The 14,582-nt window shown below is 70.7% G+C and carries 12 protein-coding genes; 8 read left to right on the forward strand and 4 right to left on the reverse strand.

The features are described from left to right. Window positions 1–5 precede the first annotated feature (5 nt). A complete protein-coding gene (locus tag MKK88_RS26305; RefSeq protein ID WP_244005075.1) occupies window positions 6–839 on the reverse strand; it encodes a thermonuclease family protein in 834 nt (277 codons plus the stop codon). 572 nt (window positions 840–1,411) lie between these two features. On the opposite strand from MKK88_RS26305, the gene MKK88_RS26310 reads away from it, so the two are divergent. The 4 genes from MKK88_RS26310 (at window position 1,412) to MKK88_RS26325 (ending at window position 6,204) form a co-directional block, all read left to right on the forward strand. Then, window positions 1,412–1,819, forward strand: coding sequence for a helix-turn-helix domain-containing protein (locus MKK88_RS26310; protein WP_244005077.1), 408 nt, complete (start codon window positions 1,412–1,414; stop codon window positions 1,817–1,819). Window positions 1,820–2,080: 261 nt separating this feature from the next. Then, window positions 2,081–3,259, forward strand: a complete 1,179-nt coding sequence (gene metK, locus MKK88_RS26315; RefSeq protein ID WP_244005079.1) for a methionine adenosyltransferase — start codon at window positions 2,081–2,083, stop codon at window positions 3,257–3,259. Between the two features lie 298 nt (window positions 3,260–3,557). Continuing rightward, complete coding sequence (locus MKK88_RS26320) at window positions 3,558–4,313, forward strand: tRNA (guanine(46)-N(7))-methyltransferase TrmB (RefSeq protein ID WP_244005081.1); 756 nt, start codon at window positions 3,558–3,560, stop codon at window positions 4,311–4,313. 175 nt (window positions 4,314–4,488) lie between these two features. Beyond that, on the forward strand, window positions 4,489–6,204 hold the full coding sequence (locus tag MKK88_RS26325) for an HWE histidine kinase domain-containing protein (protein WP_244005083.1): 1,716 nt from the start codon (window positions 4,489–4,491) through the stop codon (window positions 6,202–6,204). 15 nt (window positions 6,205–6,219) lie between these two features. On the opposite strand, the gene MKK88_RS26330 is transcribed toward MKK88_RS26325, so the two are convergent. Continuing rightward, a complete protein-coding gene (locus MKK88_RS26330) occupies window positions 6,220–7,065 on the reverse strand; it encodes a hypothetical protein (RefSeq protein WP_244005085.1) in 846 nt (281 codons plus the stop codon). A gap of 302 nt (window positions 7,066–7,367) precedes the next feature. Between MKK88_RS26330 and MKK88_RS26335 the strand changes: the two genes are divergently transcribed. The 4 genes from MKK88_RS26335 to MKK88_RS26350 all read left to right on the forward strand — a co-directional run bounded on the left by MKK88_RS26335 (window position 7,368) and on the right by MKK88_RS26350 (window position 11,074). Then, window positions 7,368–7,967, forward strand: coding sequence for a superoxide dismutase (locus tag MKK88_RS26335; RefSeq protein ID WP_238285806.1), 600 nt, complete (start codon window positions 7,368–7,370; stop codon window positions 7,965–7,967). A 367-nt stretch (window positions 7,968–8,334) separates the two neighbouring features. Beyond that, window positions 8,335–9,861 (forward strand): murein biosynthesis integral membrane protein MurJ, encoded by a 1,527-nt coding sequence (gene murJ / locus MKK88_RS26340; protein ID WP_244005201.1) that lies wholly within the window; start codon window positions 8,335–8,337, stop codon window positions 9,859–9,861. A gap of 69 nt (window positions 9,862–9,930) precedes the next feature. Continuing rightward, window positions 9,931–10,608 carry a haloacid dehalogenase type II gene (locus MKK88_RS26345; RefSeq protein WP_244005087.1) on the forward strand — a complete coding sequence of 226 codons (678 nt, stop codon included), beginning with the start codon at window positions 9,931–9,933 and terminating at the stop codon, window positions 10,606–10,608. A 109-nt stretch (window positions 10,609–10,717) separates the two neighbouring features. Further along, window positions 10,718–11,074, forward strand: a complete 357-nt coding sequence (locus tag MKK88_RS26350) for a hypothetical protein (RefSeq protein ID WP_409566713.1) — start codon at window positions 10,718–10,720, stop codon at window positions 11,072–11,074. A 60-nt stretch (window positions 11,075–11,134) separates the two neighbouring features. Here the strand turns inward: MKK88_RS26350 and MKK88_RS26355 are convergent, their stop codons facing one another. Next, window positions 11,135–12,892 carry a carbamoyltransferase gene (locus MKK88_RS26355; RefSeq protein WP_244005205.1) on the reverse strand — a complete coding sequence of 586 codons (1,758 nt, stop codon included), beginning with the start codon at window positions 12,890–12,892 and terminating at the stop codon, window positions 11,135–11,137. A gap of 59 nt (window positions 12,893–12,951) precedes the next feature. Then, window positions 12,952–14,154 carry a Na+/H+ antiporter NhaA gene (gene nhaA, locus MKK88_RS26360; protein WP_244005089.1) on the reverse strand — a complete coding sequence of 401 codons (1,203 nt, stop codon included), beginning with the start codon at window positions 14,152–14,154 and terminating at the stop codon, window positions 12,952–12,954. Window positions 14,155–14,582 lie beyond the last annotated feature (428 nt).

Below are 14,582 nucleotides of genomic sequence, written 5' to 3' on the forward strand. Positions count from 1 at the left end.
CGCGATCAGCGCCGCAGCCCCCGTTCCGTCTCCGGGCCGGCCTCGGGCCGGTCCGCCTCGCCGAGGACCTCGATGGCGTCGGCCCCGGCCTCCAGGGTCGGACCGCGCCAGATCTCAAGGACGCCGCGCACCCGCACGGGCCGGCCTTCGAGCGAGGCCGCACTCAAACCACGGCCGCGTACCATTCGCCAAGTGCGTTTCGATACCGTCACCGTGAGCGCGTCGGCACCCCGTGGGCCGAAATCGAGATAGGTCCGCGCGCCGCGCTCGCCGACATGGCGCAGCAGGCCCTCCACCACCACGAAGCGCCCGGCGAGCGCCCGCAGCGCCGGACCATCGCCCGCGTCCGGCAGGGCCACGCGCCACAAACCGAGTCGTTTTGCCCGCGCCGCCGCCTCGACCAGGCGCAGGGCCGGGCGGCAGAGCGAATCGATCTCGTTCGCATCCGCGAAGGCGAGCCCTTCGTCGATCAGACCGCCTGCGAAATCCTCGTCGCCCTCCGCGCGCTGAATGTCGGCCCGCTCCCGGCCCCAGCGGTCGGGCGCCCCCCGCGGCGTCAGCGTGAGGCGCGAGCCCCGCCGGGCGTCGAGCCAAGCCTGCGCCGCGGCGACCATCTCCGGCGCATCCGGCCAGCGCAGGGAATCGAGCACCGCGCGGGCGCCCGAGGCGAGGCGGAGCTCGCCCCGGAGCCCGACGCCCGTCAGGATTTCGGCGCGTGGCGGTCCCGCCGTACAATCTGCCCCGCCGCCCCGCGGTGCCCCCCGCGCGGCGGCCACGCTCGCCCATGCCGCCAGCAGCGCAGCCCCGATCCGCTCCGCCGATCCCGCTGTCCTGCGCATCCGATCCCCCGGGCCATCATGCCCCGTGAGAAGGCCCTGTCCACCGGGGCGCGGTTGGCCTCGCCTGCGGGAAATGCTATGGAGCCCGCGGTTGTCTCCGTAGCTCAGCTGGACAGAGCACAGGTTTCCTAAGCAGGTTCAATTGGGCGTCGCGCCGGGAAACCGCGCGGCGGATCCGCTCAAAGTCGGGGAACGCTTCCGGCGCCGGCGTCTCACCGCCCGGCACCCTGCCGATCCCGAGCCAAGCCCGCCCGGCGCGTCCGGAGGGAAGGTGTAGAGACTAGACGGGCGGCACCTAAAGGCCGGACGCGAGTCCGGTTCACGGTGAAGGGATAGTCCAGGCCACGAACGCGGCTTCCGGGTCGCGGCGGCGAAAGTCGAAGTGGTATGAAACCTGGGGTCGCAGGTTCGAGCCCTGCCGGGGACGCCACTTTTTTGCATGTTTGGTCGGCGCGGAGCCTATCGCGTAGGCAGATCCTTCATCCTGTCGATCGCCCACCGGTGACAAGATGTCCGGTTCGCGCTAAGCTTTGCCGCCAGGAATCGTGGCAAGGGGGTGGGCGAGCTTCTTCATGGCGGGTCAGAAAACCGATCAGCGCGACGTGTATGTCGGGCAGCGCATCGCTGAGCAGCGGCGGAAGGCATCCCTCACGCAGCGCCGCGTCGCGCAAAGCTTCGGTATGTCTGCCGCCCAGCTCCAGAAGTACGAGAAGGGCACCAACCGGATCAGCGCCGTCCATCTCGACATCTTCTCCCGCATGACCGGGGTGCCGATGGATTACTTCTTCAAGGGCATGCCGCGGACGGATGATTTCGTCGCCCCGGGCTTCGGTGAGCGCGAACAGGCGTCCCTGTCCGACAGCGGACTGAAGGGGCTGGCCGAGGTGGTGGGCCGTCACATCATCGAGAATTGCTCCGAGGAGACCCGCCGCGACGTCGCCGATGCGATCCGGGCGCTGGAGAACAAGCTCGGCAGCTAGGTCATCAACTCGAGAGCGGTTCACCGGCTTTCGGATACAGGCTGTTGCGGACGCAAAGACATCGATCACAGCTCGGTTTCTGTCCTCGGGGACAGAGCGATCCCTATCTGGTGTTGGCCGTTTTTCCAGTCGCATCGTCCGTTATAGCGGATCCGTTCGCTAATCCGTCTTGACCGGGCTGGGGTCGGGTGCGAGAACCCCGACCCCGAGAAGGGTCAAGCGCCGCGATCGCGCCGGCGTGTCCTGTTGCCGAGGCCGTCCATGCCGCGTTCCAACTACCTGTTCACCAGCGAGTCCGTCTCCGAGGGGCACCCGGACAAGGTCTGCGACAGGATCTCGGACACCGTGGTGGACGCCTACCTGTCGGCGATGCCGGAAGCGCGGCTCGGGGTCGAGACGCTGGCCACCACCAACCGCATCGTCATCGCCGGTGAGGTACGCGGGCCGGATTCGGTCACCTTCAAGGATCTGGAAGCCCTGACCCGCGAGGCGGTGAAGGATATCGGCTACGAGCAGGCCGGCTTCCACTGGAAGAACAACGACGTCGCCATCCACCTGCATGCCCAGTCGGCCGATATCGCCCAGGGCGTGGACGCCGCCGGCAACAAGGACGAGGGCGCGGGCGACCAGGGCATCATGTTCGGCTACGCGGCCGACGAGACCCCGGAGCTGATGCCGGCCCCGATCTTCTACGCCCACCGCATCCTCAAGGACCTGGCCGATGCGCGCCGGGCCAAGCAGGGTGATGCCGCCAAGCTCGGCCCCGACGCCAAGAGTCAGGTGACGGTCCGCTACGAAAACGGCCGCCCGGTCGAGGTCACCCAGATCGTGCTCTCGACCCAGCATCTCGACGAGTCCCTGGACTCGGCGGACGTGCGCGCCATCGTGGAGCCCTATATCCGCAAGGCTCTGCCGGAGGGCTGGGTCAACGAGGGCACCGCCTGGCACGTGAACCCGACCGGTAAGTTCGTGATCGGCGGTCCGGACGGCGATGCCGGCCTTACCGGCCGCAAGATCATCGTGGACACCTACGGCGGCGCGGCCCCCCACGGCGGGGGCGCCTTCTCAGGCAAGGATCCGACCAAGGTGGACCGGTCGGCGGCCTATGCGGCGCGCTACCTCGCCAAGAACGTCGTGGCCGCCGGTCTCGCCCGCCGGGCGACGATCCAGCTCGCCTACGCGATCGGTGTGTCGAAGCCGCTCTCGATCTACGTGGACCTGCACGGTACCGGGAACGTCGACGAGGCCAAGCTTGAAGGCGTGCTGATGGACGCGCTCGACCTCTCGCCCCGCGGCATCCGCACGGCGCTCGGCCTCAACAAGCCGATCTATGCGCGCACCGCGGCCTACGGCCATTTCGGCCGCGCCCCGGAGGCCGATGGCGGCTTCTCCTGGGAGCGGACCGACCTCGCCGACAAGCTGAAGTCCGCTCTGGCCTGAGCCACGGTCGTTCCGAAGCGCAGGCCGAGCTTCGGTCGCCCGTCGAGGGCGGATGAACAGAGGCGGGCGGCGTGTTCGGCGCCGCCCTGTCCCGGACGCATGAAGCGCCAGCGGAATGCGGTCCGGACCCGTTACGGGACGACGCGCAGCGTCCGCTGGGCAACCGTTGCGCGCGGATGCCGAGCGATCCGATCGTGCCGCGTCGCGGCGGTTCGGGCGCTGGGTCCCGGATCACCTTCCGCTGACGCTCCAGGTGTCCGGGAAAGGGGCGCGTCCACTCTCCAAGTGTGCTGAGCCGTTGGACACCGAAAAGCCTGTTGGCCCCACTCATCCGGCCGGGGAGCCGGAGCGCGCCTTCTTTGGCCGGCGCAAGGGCAAGCGCCTGCGCGGGGAGCAGGAGCGGCGCCTCGCCGACCTGCTGCCCAAGCTGCGCGTGACCCTGCCGCCGGACGATGGTCCCCTCGACCCGCGCACGCTCTTCCCCGGGCTTGCGGCTCCGCCCGAGGCGATCTGGCTGGAGATCGGCTTCGGCGGCGGCGAGCACCTCGCCGCACAGGCCGCGGCCCATCCCGACACCGGCTTCATCGGGGCCGAGCCCTTCGTCAATGGCGTGGTGAAGCTGTTGGCCGCGGTCGAGGCGCGGGGATTGCGCAACATCCGCATCCGCGACGAGGACGTCACCGCCCTGCTGGCGCGCCTGCCGGATGCCTGCCTGGACCGGGTCTACCTGCTCTATCCCGATCCCTGGCCGAAGCGGCGCCAGCGCAAGCGCCGGTTCGTGTCGGACGCCTCGCTCGTCGAGATCGGCCGGGTCCTCAAGGATGGCGGCCTGTTCCGCTTCGCCAGCGACATCGACGATTATGCCGGCTGGACCCTGGTCCGGGCCGCGCGCTGCCCGGTTCTGACCTGGACGGCGCGGGGGGCGTCGGATTGGCGGCAGCCCTTCCCGGGCTGGCCCGGCACCCGCTACGAGGCCAAGGCGCTGGCGGCCGGACGGCGGCCGACCTATCTGGAATTCGTTCGTCTACCGCGCGGCGCCGGACCTGCGGCCTGACGCGCCTGGCTTCCCCTGCGGCCGTCCAGGCTCTAAGCCCGCAGGGACGGGGCACCGCAATTCCAGGGGACCACCTTGCCACGGCCACGCTCGGGCGCCATCCTGATTCGGTCGCGACGGGCAAGGGGCCATCTCCTGCGAGAGCGCGCTGGGGCGCGCTCGAGGATTCGTCCAAGTGAGTGAGTGGGTGGGCCAGGGCCCGGCGGCGGACGACCCGTATCGCACCGGCTTTGACGAGGCCGCGATCGGCCTGCTCGTGCTGTCGGCGGACGAGACCGTGATCGCCGCGGCCAACCGGACCCTCCACGACCTGATCGGCTGGGCACCCGGCACCCTGATCGGGCGGGCGGTGGCCGAGGTGCTCGGGGAGGGCCCCGGAGGGCTTCAGACCGGCCTTCAATTCTGGCGCCGGGCAGACGGCAGCAACCTCGATGTGCGGGTACACCGGGCAGGCCGCACCCTCGTGATCGAGTCGGTCGATGTGGATACGGTCGCCCATTCGGAAGCAAACAGCGAGGCACTGACGGCCGCGGGCCTCGGGGAATGGCGCTGGGACCGGGCGACCGGCTTTCTCGCTCTCTCGCGCCGCGCCGCGCGGATCCTGGGCCGGCCGCCGGGCCGCTCCGTGTCGTGGGATGAGCTGAAGACCAGCCTGTCGGACTTCGAACTTGCCCGCCTCACCGCGCTCACCGCCGAGGCGGGCACGACCGGTTCGCCCTACCAGTTCGATACGCCCATCACGGTGGCCGGACGCACGGTGATCCTGCGGGTCCGGGGACAGGCCGTTCCGGGCCCCGACGGCCAGCCCGTCAGTATGGTCGGCGTTATTCAGGACATCACCACCCGGGTCGAGGCCCGGGACGAGATCCTCTCCCGTGACCAGCGCCTGCGGGTCGCCACCACGATCGCCAAGCTCGGCATCTTCGAGTGGCACATGCTCGAGGACCAAGCGATCTGGGAGAACGAGCACATGTACGAGATCTTCGGGCACGCGCCCGAGGACGGCACCATCGGCAAGGCCGAGTTTCTCAACGACATCCTCCACCCGGAGGACCGGCCGGCGGTGCGCAAGGCGATCTCGCGGGCGCTGCGGGAGGACGGGATCCTGCAGATCGGCGGCCGCATTCGGCGCAAGTCGGACGGCGCATGGCGCACGATCGACATGGCCGGCCGGTTCGAGCGTGACGCCCCCGGCCGCCTGCCGCGCCGCCTGATCGGTGTGGTGGCGGACGTGACCGACCGGCGCCTCGCCGAGGAGCGCCAGAGCCTGCTGATCCGCGAGCTGCACCACCGGGTGAAGAACACGCTCGCCACCGTCCAGGCGATCGTGGGCTCCACGGCGCGGACGGCATCGAGCATCGAGAGCTTCTACGAGGCCTTCGTCGGGCGCATTAAATCGCTGGCCCATACCCACTCGGTGCTCACCGAGGATACCTGGCAGATGGCCTCCCTGGAGAACCTCCTGCTCAACGAGCTGAGGCCCTACGCGGAGGTCACCACGGAGGGGGGGGCCGAGGGCCGGATCAGCCTGGCGGGGCCGGCCATCGACCTGCCCTCCGAGATCGCGGTGCCGATCGGGATGGCGATCCACGAACTCACCACCAACGCCGCCAAGTACGGGGCGCTCTCGAACCGCACCGGGCGGGTCGCGGTGGCGTGGACGCTGGAGCCGGGCGGCCCGGCCGGGATCCTGCGCTTCTCCTGGCGGGAGACCGGCGGTCCGCCGGTCGCACCGCCGAGCCGCCAGGGTTTCGGTTCGCGGCTGCTGCAGCGGGTCCTGATCGCCCAGGTCCAGGCCGAGGTGACGACCGATTACGCCCCCGGGGGCTTCGCCCTCACCATGCGGGCGCCGATCCCCGCGCGTAACGACAGCCTCAACCCGCTGGTTTGAGCCCGCGGCGGGCGGTCAGGCCGCGCCCCGCGTGCCGGATTCGCCGCCGCCATCCACAAAGGCCTTCAGCTCGTCCAGCGACGCGAAGGTGAAGCGGCCCTGCGGCGTCTCCGCCTCGATCGAGCCGTCCTCGAACATCACGTAGGTGTTGCCGCCCGAGGCGTAGCGCCCGACCACGGTGCGCCCCTCTGGCTTCGGGGCGGCGATCGCGGGTTCCGGTGCGGGGCTCGGGCGCGCGGGTTCCGCTTCCGGTCCCGGGGGGGATTCGGGCGCAGCGAACAGGTCGTCCTCGGGGGCGGTCTCGCCGGCCGGCCGGAGCGGCTCGGGCCTGCTGGGCGCCCCCGGCTGGCGCATGTCGAGCGTGGGGGCCTCTCTCGGAAGGATCGGCCCCCGCGGGACGACCGGCGGCGCGGGGGGCTGCGGAGTCGGTTCGACCCGGACCGGCTTCGGCAGATCGGCCGGCACGGGTGAAACCGCTGCCGCGCCGACGCTCAGGTTCGGCTCGATCCGGGGGCGCTCGGGATCGAAGGGCGGCTCGACGACCGATGGCACGATGAAGGCCGGCGCCGCAGGCAGGACCGGCGGCCGGCCGCGGCCCTCGTCGGCGACCCCCGACGCGGTGATCGGCGCGGCGTCCCGCGGCGCGGCTGTCGAGACCTGCGCGAGCGCCTTCGCGACGCGGCGGAAGCTGAGGGCGAGCACGCCGAGACCGAGCAGGACCGCCCCCGAGGACGCCGCCACCGAGCCCGCGATGACCATCGCGAGCCCGCTCTCCAGACGCACATACGGGAAGCCCTGGATCACGGCGGCGCAGCCCCCGATGATCATGGCGGCGGCGAGCGCGAACAGCGCAGCGATCATGAGACTCTCTGGAACGTGCCGGCTCCCTGCCGGCCCTCAAGGCGTCGCGCACAGTAAGGCCTGGCGGTCATATTGCAAAACCCGCTGGCGAAATCTCCCGGGATACCGCTCTTTGCCGGTTGTCCGCGTGCCGACCCAGGCGCCCGATACCCCGGGATCCGGGAACTTCGCGTGCGGCCGGCCCGGAACGGCGTTGCCGTCCCGCGGCGCCCGACTTACCTAGCGGTCTCTCGACTCGGAAGCCCCCGCCGGGGACGAGGCTGCCCCCTGCCCATGTTCTTTGCCAAGCGGAGACAGACGCGATGACCTTCACCTTGCCGGAACTGCCCTACGCCTACGACGCGCTCGGGCCGTACATGTCGAAGGAAACCCTCGAGTTTCACCACGACAAGCACCACAAGGCCTATGTCGATACCGGCAACAAGCTGCTCGAGGGCACCGATCTCCAGGGCAAGAGCGTCGAGGAGATCGTGAAGGCCGCCTACAACACGAATCAGCCGCTCTTCAACAATGCCGGCCAGCACTACAACCACATCCATTTCTGGCAGTGGATGAAGCCGAATGGCGGCGGCGCGATCCCCGGTGCGCTGGCCAAGAAGATCGACGAGGATCTCGGCGGCGCGGAGAAGTTCAAGGCGGACTTCATCCAGGCGGGCATCGGCCAGTTCGGCTCGGGCTGGGCGTGGCTCGCCGTCAAGGACGGCAAGCTGGCGATCATGAAGACCCCCAACGGTGAGAACCCGCTGGTCCACGGCGCCAAGCCGATCCTCGGCGTCGACGTGTGGGAGCACTCCTACTACATCGACTACCGCAACCGCCGGCCCGACTATCTCAAGGCATTCATCGAGAACCTCGTGAACTGGGAGCACGTGGAGAAGATGTACGCCGAGGCGAACGCCTGAGGCATCCTGCCGGTGCCGCGGGCCTCGTGTCCGCGGCACCCTTGAGGTGGCGAACGAAACCGGTTCTTGATGCGCGCACGCCGGATGACCCGGTGCTGAAGGGGCCGGCCATTTTCTTTCGATCGACCAGCGCAATACTTCTACGGTGCTCCCTTCCCCCTCTGCGGGGGAGGGTGGCCCCTGCGTCGGCAGGGGTCGGGGGAGGGGGGCGCGGGTTCCGGACGGGGCGCGGGCTTCATGACGGCCAACGTCCAGCTCTACGCCGTCGCTCCTCCTTTGCGGGACTTCGTCCCGGCTCGACCCCCTCCGGGGGGCAGCCTCCCCCGCGGAGGGGGGAGGGGAGCCACCGAGCGTGGCGCCCCAACTCATGATCCGCTCCATCCTCTCCGTCGGCGGCTGGACCCTGGTCTCGCGCGTCACCGGCTTTGCCCGGGACGTCGTGATGGCCGCCGTGATGGGCGCGGGGCCCATGGCCGACGCCTTCGTGGTCGCGTTCCGGCTGCCGAACCATTTCCGGGCGATCTTCGGCGAGGGGGCGTTCAACACCGCCTTCGTTCCGGCCTATGCCGGCCTCGCGGAGGCGGGCGCCCCGGGGGACGCGCACCGCTTCGCCGACCGGGTCTTCACCCTGATGCTGATCGTGCAGCTCGTGCTGCTCAACCTCGCCCTGCCGGCGATGCCCTGGGTCGTCCACGCCCTGGCACCGGGCTTCGCCGAGGATGGCGAGCGGTTCCGCCTCGCGGTGGCGCTGACCCGCATCACCTTCCCGTATCTTCTGTTCATGACGCTGGTGACGCTGCTGTCGGGCATCCTCAACGCCCACCGGCACTTCGCCGTGGCGGCGGGGGCGCCGGTCCTGCTCAACCTCGCCATGCTGGCGGCCCTGGGGTTGAGCTTCCTGTTCCCGAACGCCGCCTATGCGGCCGCGTGGGGTGTCGCCGTTTCGGGCGTGCTCCAGTTCGGCCTGCTCTGGTGGGGCTGCCGGCGGGTGCGCGTGATGCCGGACCTCGCCGTGCCGCGCCTCGACCCGGCGCTCAAACGGTTCTTCGCGGTGCTCGGGCCGGCGGTGATCGGCTCGGCCGGGTTCCAGATCGCGGCCTTCGCCGACACGATCATCGCGAGTTGGCTGCCCACCGGGGCGGTCTCGGCACTCTACTATGCCGACCGGCTCTACCAACTCCCGTTCGGGGTCATCGCCATCGCGGCCGGCACCGTGCTGCTGCCCGAGATGAGCCGACGCATCGCCGCCGGGGACGTCGCCGGGGCGCATGCGGCACAGAACCGGGCGGCGGGCTTCTCCCTGGCGCTCTCGGCGCCCTTCACCGTGGCGTTCCTGACCATCCCGGGCCTGATCATGGCGGCCCTGTTCCAGCGCGGTGCCTTCAGCGCGGAGGATGCCGCCCGGGCGGCCTCGGTACTCGCCGCCTACGGCTTCGCGCTGCCCGCCGTGGTGCTGGTGCGCAGCGCAACGGCAAGCTTCTACGCCCGCCAGGACACCAAGACCCCGCTCTGGGCCTCGCTCACGGCGATCGGCGTCAACGTTGCCCTGAAGCTGTGGCTCACCGGCTCGTACGGCGTCACGGGGCTGGCGCTTGCCACAGCAGTCGCCCAATGGGTCAACCTGATCCTCCTGCTGGTGCTCGCCAGGCGCCGCAACTGGACGGCGCCGGGTCGCACCCTGGGGCTCACCGTCGCGGGGGTCGTGCTGGCCTGCTTTGGGCTGGCGGTTGTTGCCATCTATGGACAGGGGCTCGCCCAGGCGCTGGTGCCTGCCCTCCCGCACGGGCGCGAACTCGCTGTGCTGGCGCTGCTCGGGCTGGCCGGCGCGGCGGTTTATGGTGGCCTGTTGGCAGGTTTGCTGCACCTGTTCGGCCTGCGCCTGCGCCGGGCGTGAGAACATGGTCGGGCTCGCCGCGGCGGGTTCCGGCCCCAGATCGGGCGGGAGCACCCAGAGAGGATCGCCATGACCGACGCATCAGGACCGCTCACGGGCGTGAAGGCCGCTGTCTTCGACGCCTATGGCACGCTGTTCGACGTCAACGCTGCGGTCCAGCGCTATGCCGAGGCGGTGGGGCCGGACGCCGACCACCTGTCCGAGGTCTGGCGGAACAAGCAGCTCGAATACAGCTGGACCCTGGCGCTGATGGGCCGCTACGCCGCCTTCTGGGACCTCACCGTCCGCGCGCTCGACTACGCGCTCGCGGTCCATCCCGGGGTGGATCCGGCCTTGCGCGAGCGGCTGCTGGATGCCTATCGCGACCTCGACGCCTATCCGGAGGTGCCAGGCGTGCTGGCGGCCCTGCGCAAACGCCACATCCGCACCGCGATCCTGACCAACGGCAACGCCGCCATGGTCGACCGGGCGGTGGCCTCGGCGGGGCTCGCCGATCACCTCGACGCGGTTCTGTCGGTGGACGACGCACAGGTGTTCAAGACCCACCCCGACGCCTATCGGAGCGCCCTGACGCGGCTGGCGGTCGGAGCCGGCGACGTGCTGTTCTGCTCCTCGAACCGTTGGGACGTGGCGGGGGCCGCCGCCTTCGGATTCCGCACCGCCTGGGTGAACCGGAAGGGTCTGCCGGAGGAATACGGCGATCTCGCCCCGGCCGTCGTGGTCGAGAGCCTCGACGGGCTGCTCTGATACGGTCCCCGGCCGGAACCGTTCGGTTCATCTGGCACACGATCGAATGGGGCCGCTTCGGGGATTTTTAATCCTCCCGGTGTTGAGTTGTGCTCAACACGAACGGGAGATGTTGCGCGTGTCCTTCAACGGTTCCTTCACGATGATTCGCGCCGGGGCCGCCGCCCTTGCCGCGACCCTGGTGCTCGGGGCCGTCGCCCCGGCCACCGCCCGCGACCAGACCGGCGCGATCGTCGGCGGCCTCGCGGCCGGCGTGGTCGGCGGTGTCGTGGGCAGCGCCCTCGTCAACGGCGCCAACAACCCGCCCCCGCCGCCGCCGGAGTACCGCCCGCGCCGCGTGCTGGTCGAGGAGCCCGAGCCCGTCGTGATCCGCGAGCGCCGCGGCCCGATCTGCCACTACGAGCGCCGCAAGGAGTGGCTCGGCGACGGCGAGTTCACCTACCGCCGCGTCGAGGTCTGCGAGTAAAGTCTCCGCAGGGACCACAGCCCCAACCGCGCGCCGCGTCCCTCCCGGGCGCGGCGCGTCTCATTTCACCACCAGCCAATCCTCGACCACGAGGGCGTCGAGGCCGGTGGTGTAGAACATCAGGATCGCGTCCTCCGCGCTGTGGAGGATCGGCTTGCCCATCACGTTGAAGCTGGTGTTGAGCAGGATCGGCACCCCGGTGATCTCGGCGAAGGCCGCAATCAGCGCCGCGTAGGCGGGGTTGCGCTCTGCCGTGACGCTCTGGAGCCGGCCGGTGCCGTCTTCGTGGACCACCGCCGGCACGCGGGCGCGGACCGCCTCCCGCCAGACCAGGGTCCGCTCCATGTAGGGGCTGTCGGCGTAATCCTCGTACCAGTCCGGCCCGGCCTCCGCCAGGATCGAGGGTGCGAAGGGCCGGAAGGCTTCGCGGTATTTAACCTTCGCGTTCAGCGCGTCCTTGGCCCCCTCCGGCCGCGGATCGGCCAGGATCGAGCGGTTGCCGAGGGCCCGGGGCCCGAACTCGGCCCGGCCCTGCACCCAGCCGACGAGGCCGCCCTCCGCCAGGATCCGGGCTGCGGCCCGCGTCGCCTCGGCATGGCCGACGCGCCGGGCCCGGGGCTCCTGCTCGGCGAGCCGCTCCATCGCGCCTGTGGAAACCCGGGCGCCCAGATAGGGCGAGAGCGGACGTTGCGCCGGTGGCGGCCCGGCCCAGTCCGGATGATCCTCCGCGTAGGCGAGCCAAGCTGCGCCAACCGCGTTGCCGTCGTCGGCCGGGGCCGAGGGGACGTGCAGCCGCTGGAACCCGGAGCGGCCCAGCACCCGGCCGTTATAGGACGAGTTCAGCCCACAGCCGCCGGCGATCACGAGGTTCTCGGAGGGCGCCAACGCCCAGGCCTCGGCCACCAGCGCGTCCATGAGGGTCGAAAACAGATCCTGTCCGCAACGGGCGAGGTCGGCCCAGCCGTTCTCCAGGGCATCGGCCGGGCGGCGGGCGCGGATCTCTTCGGCGACGGCCCGGATGGTCTCCGCATCGGCGTAGCGCAGGCGGCCATCCGCGACCGTGCAGAGCCGGCCGAGCAGGGCAGCAAGCTCGGGATCGGGGCTGCCGTAGGGCGCGAGCCCCATGATCTTCCATTCCTCGCCTTTCACTTGGTCGAAGCCCGCGAGATCGGTGATCAACCCGTAGAGGAAGCCCAGGGAGCCGCGCCCGCGATGGCGGCGCAGCTCGTTGATCCGGCCCCCCTCCAGCCGGTAGATCGCCGCCGCGCCGGTCTCGCCCATGCCGTCGACCACCAGGGCGGTGGCGTCCGCGAACGGGCTGCCCCAGAGGCCGTAGGCGGCGTGGCAGAGATGGTGCGGATAGCGTCGCTGCCCGGCAATCGACGCCCGGGGCGCGGCGCCGGTGATCCGCGCCTCTTGGTTCAGCGCCAGCAGGGTGCCATGGCCGGCCCGCTCCTGCGCGGCGTGGAGATCGGCGATGAACACCCGTTCCGCCTGCTCGGGCACGAAGGAGCGGTTGAGCGTGGTGGTGTGGGCGGACAGCGCCGTCAGGTCGAAGGCGCCGGCCCCGGCCTGGCCGCGCAGGAACGCGGTGAATTGCGGGCCCCAGCTCGAGGCGATGACGAGTTCGGCGCCCGGCGGCACGTGCTCCTTCAGGAGCGCGGCCATCTGCGACGGGGCGTCCGGTTCGCAGTTCGGCGCGCGCTTGTACTGGAGGTGGCGCTCCGCGGCTTCGGCGAACAGCAGGGTGCCGTCGGGCCCGACCAGGGCGAGGGCGGGATCGTGGAAGGTGGTGGCGAGACCGAGATAGAAGCGCATACGCAAGCGGGGTAGCGCATTTCGCCCTGTGCGGCGAAGCCGGTCTCGCGCGGGCGGGCTCAGGCCTTCGCCGTGCGGGGCCGGGCCAGGAGGAGGATCGCGGCGCCGGCAAGCCCCGAGAGGGCGGAGCCCGCGAGCACGCCGAGCTTCACGGCGGTCTCGTGCTGCGGGTCAGCGAAGGCGAGGCCGCCGATGAACAGGCTCATGGTGAAGCCGATGCCGCACAGCACGGCGACGCCATAGACCTGCCCCCAGCTCGCCCCGGACGGGCGCTGACCCAGTCTGAGCGCGACGGCGAGCCGCAGGCTCGCGAACACGCCGGCCTGCTTGCCGATGAACAGGCCGGCCGCGATGCCGAGCGTCACGGGCTGGAGCAGCGCGTCGGCGGTCAGGCCGGTCAGGGTCACGCCCGCATTGGCGAAGCCGAAGATCGGCACCACGAGATACGTGGTCCAGGGGGCCAGCGCATGCTCCAGCCGGTGCAGCGGCGACTGCACGTCCTCCGGACGCCCCGGGCTGACCCGGATCGGGATGGTGAGCGCCAGGAGCACGCCCGCGATCGTCGCATGGATCCCGGAGCGCAAGACCAGAACCCAGAGCACGAGGCCGAGGATCAGGTAGGCCGGCAGCCACGACACGCCGGCCCGGTTGAGACCGTAGAGGCCGGCGACCACCAGGGCGGCCAGCCCCAGCATCGTGAGGTCGAGGCCGGAACTGTAGAACAGGGCGATCACCAGCACGGCGCCGAGATCGTCGATGATCGCCACCGCGCTGAGGAAGATCTTGAGCGAAACCGGCGCCCGCGATCCGAGGAGCGCCAGGACGCCGAGCGCGAAGGCGATGTCGGTGGCGGCCGGGATCGCCCAGCCGCGCAGGGTGTCGCTCCCCAGATTGGCGAGGGCATACACGCCCGCCGGCACAGCCATGCCGCCGAGCGCCGCGAAGCCGGGCAGCATCCGGTCCGGCCAGGTGCGCAGCCGGCCGTCGAGGGCCTCGCGCTTGATCTCCAGGCCGACCAGCAGGAAGAATCCGGCCATCAGGCCGTCGTTGATCCAGTGCTGCACGCTCATCGGCCCGAGGGCGGCGTGGAGCGCGTGCGCGTAGGTCTCGGCGAGGGGGCCGTTGGCGACGACGAGGGCGAGCGCCGCCGCGCCCATCAGGATCAGCCCGCCCGCCGCCTCGCTGGCGAGCAGCGTGCGGATGGCCGAGAGGGGGCGCGGGCCGCGCCTCGGCGGGGTGTAATCTCTGGAATGTGATGTCATCGCGGCAGGACTTGCCGCGCAACGGGGGCGGGGGCAAGGCTGTCCGCTGAGACCGCACCGTTTGCGACCGCGCCTCGGGATGATTCGTTCAATGGAGGGCGGAGGGTGGCTGCGCCGGAACCCACATCCACCCGGCGGTCAGGAGCCCCCCGCTCAACAGCGCGGGTCCATGCCGCTGTCTTAAGGGAGGCCAGGAAATCCGGCCTGCTCGACGACTCCCAATCCGAGTCGGTGAGCCTGTGTGTACCGTCGGCGCTGGTGGAAGCCGCCAAGCGCGAGGCCGGAATCACCTCCGCGGATGAGCTCGGCACGATTGCACGGGCGCTTCTGGCACAAACGGATCCGGTCGCGGATTTTCTCCGACGTACCGCCGGCCGCCTCGGACCCGACCATGATCTCGATACGGGTGCGCACTGAGAGTGGATCTC

This window comes from Methylobacterium sp. E-005 (assembly GCF_022829725.1).
Lineage (GTDB): Bacteria > Pseudomonadota > Alphaproteobacteria > Rhizobiales > Beijerinckiaceae > Methylobacterium.

Excerpts from the sequence above, each read along its gene's own strand:
- MKK88_RS26335 (WP_238285806.1), top strand. The coding sequence starts at position 7,368 with ATGACCTTCACCTTGCCGGAACTGCCCTACGCCTACGACGCGCTCGGG.
- MKK88_RS26305 (WP_244005075.1), bottom strand. The coding sequence starts at position 839 with ATGCGCAGGACAGCGGGATCGGCGGAGCGGATCGGGGCTGCGCTGCTG.
- metK (WP_244005079.1), top strand. The coding sequence starts at position 2,081 with ATGCCGCGTTCCAACTACCTGTTCACCAGCGAGTCCGTCTCCGAGGGG.
- MKK88_RS26350 (WP_409566713.1), top strand. The coding sequence starts at position 10,718 with ATGTTGCGCGTGTCCTTCAACGGTTCCTTCACGATGATTCGCGCCGGG.
- MKK88_RS26345 (WP_244005087.1), top strand. The coding sequence starts at position 9,931 with ATGACCGACGCATCAGGACCGCTCACGGGCGTGAAGGCCGCTGTCTTC.
- MKK88_RS26330 (WP_244005085.1), bottom strand. The coding sequence starts at position 7,065 with ATGATCGCTGCGCTGTTCGCGCTCGCCGCCGCCATGATCATCGGGGGC.
- nhaA (WP_244005089.1), bottom strand. The coding sequence starts at position 14,154 with ATGACATCACATTCCAGAGATTACACCCCGCCGAGGCGCGGCCCGCGC.
- MKK88_RS26355 (WP_244005205.1), bottom strand. The coding sequence starts at position 12,892 with ATGCGCTTCTATCTCGGTCTCGCCACCACCTTCCACGATCCCGCCCTC.
- MKK88_RS26310 (WP_244005077.1), top strand. The coding sequence starts at position 1,412 with ATGGCGGGTCAGAAAACCGATCAGCGCGACGTGTATGTCGGGCAGCGC.
- murJ (WP_244005201.1), top strand. The coding sequence starts at position 8,335 with ATGATCCGCTCCATCCTCTCCGTCGGCGGCTGGACCCTGGTCTCGCGC.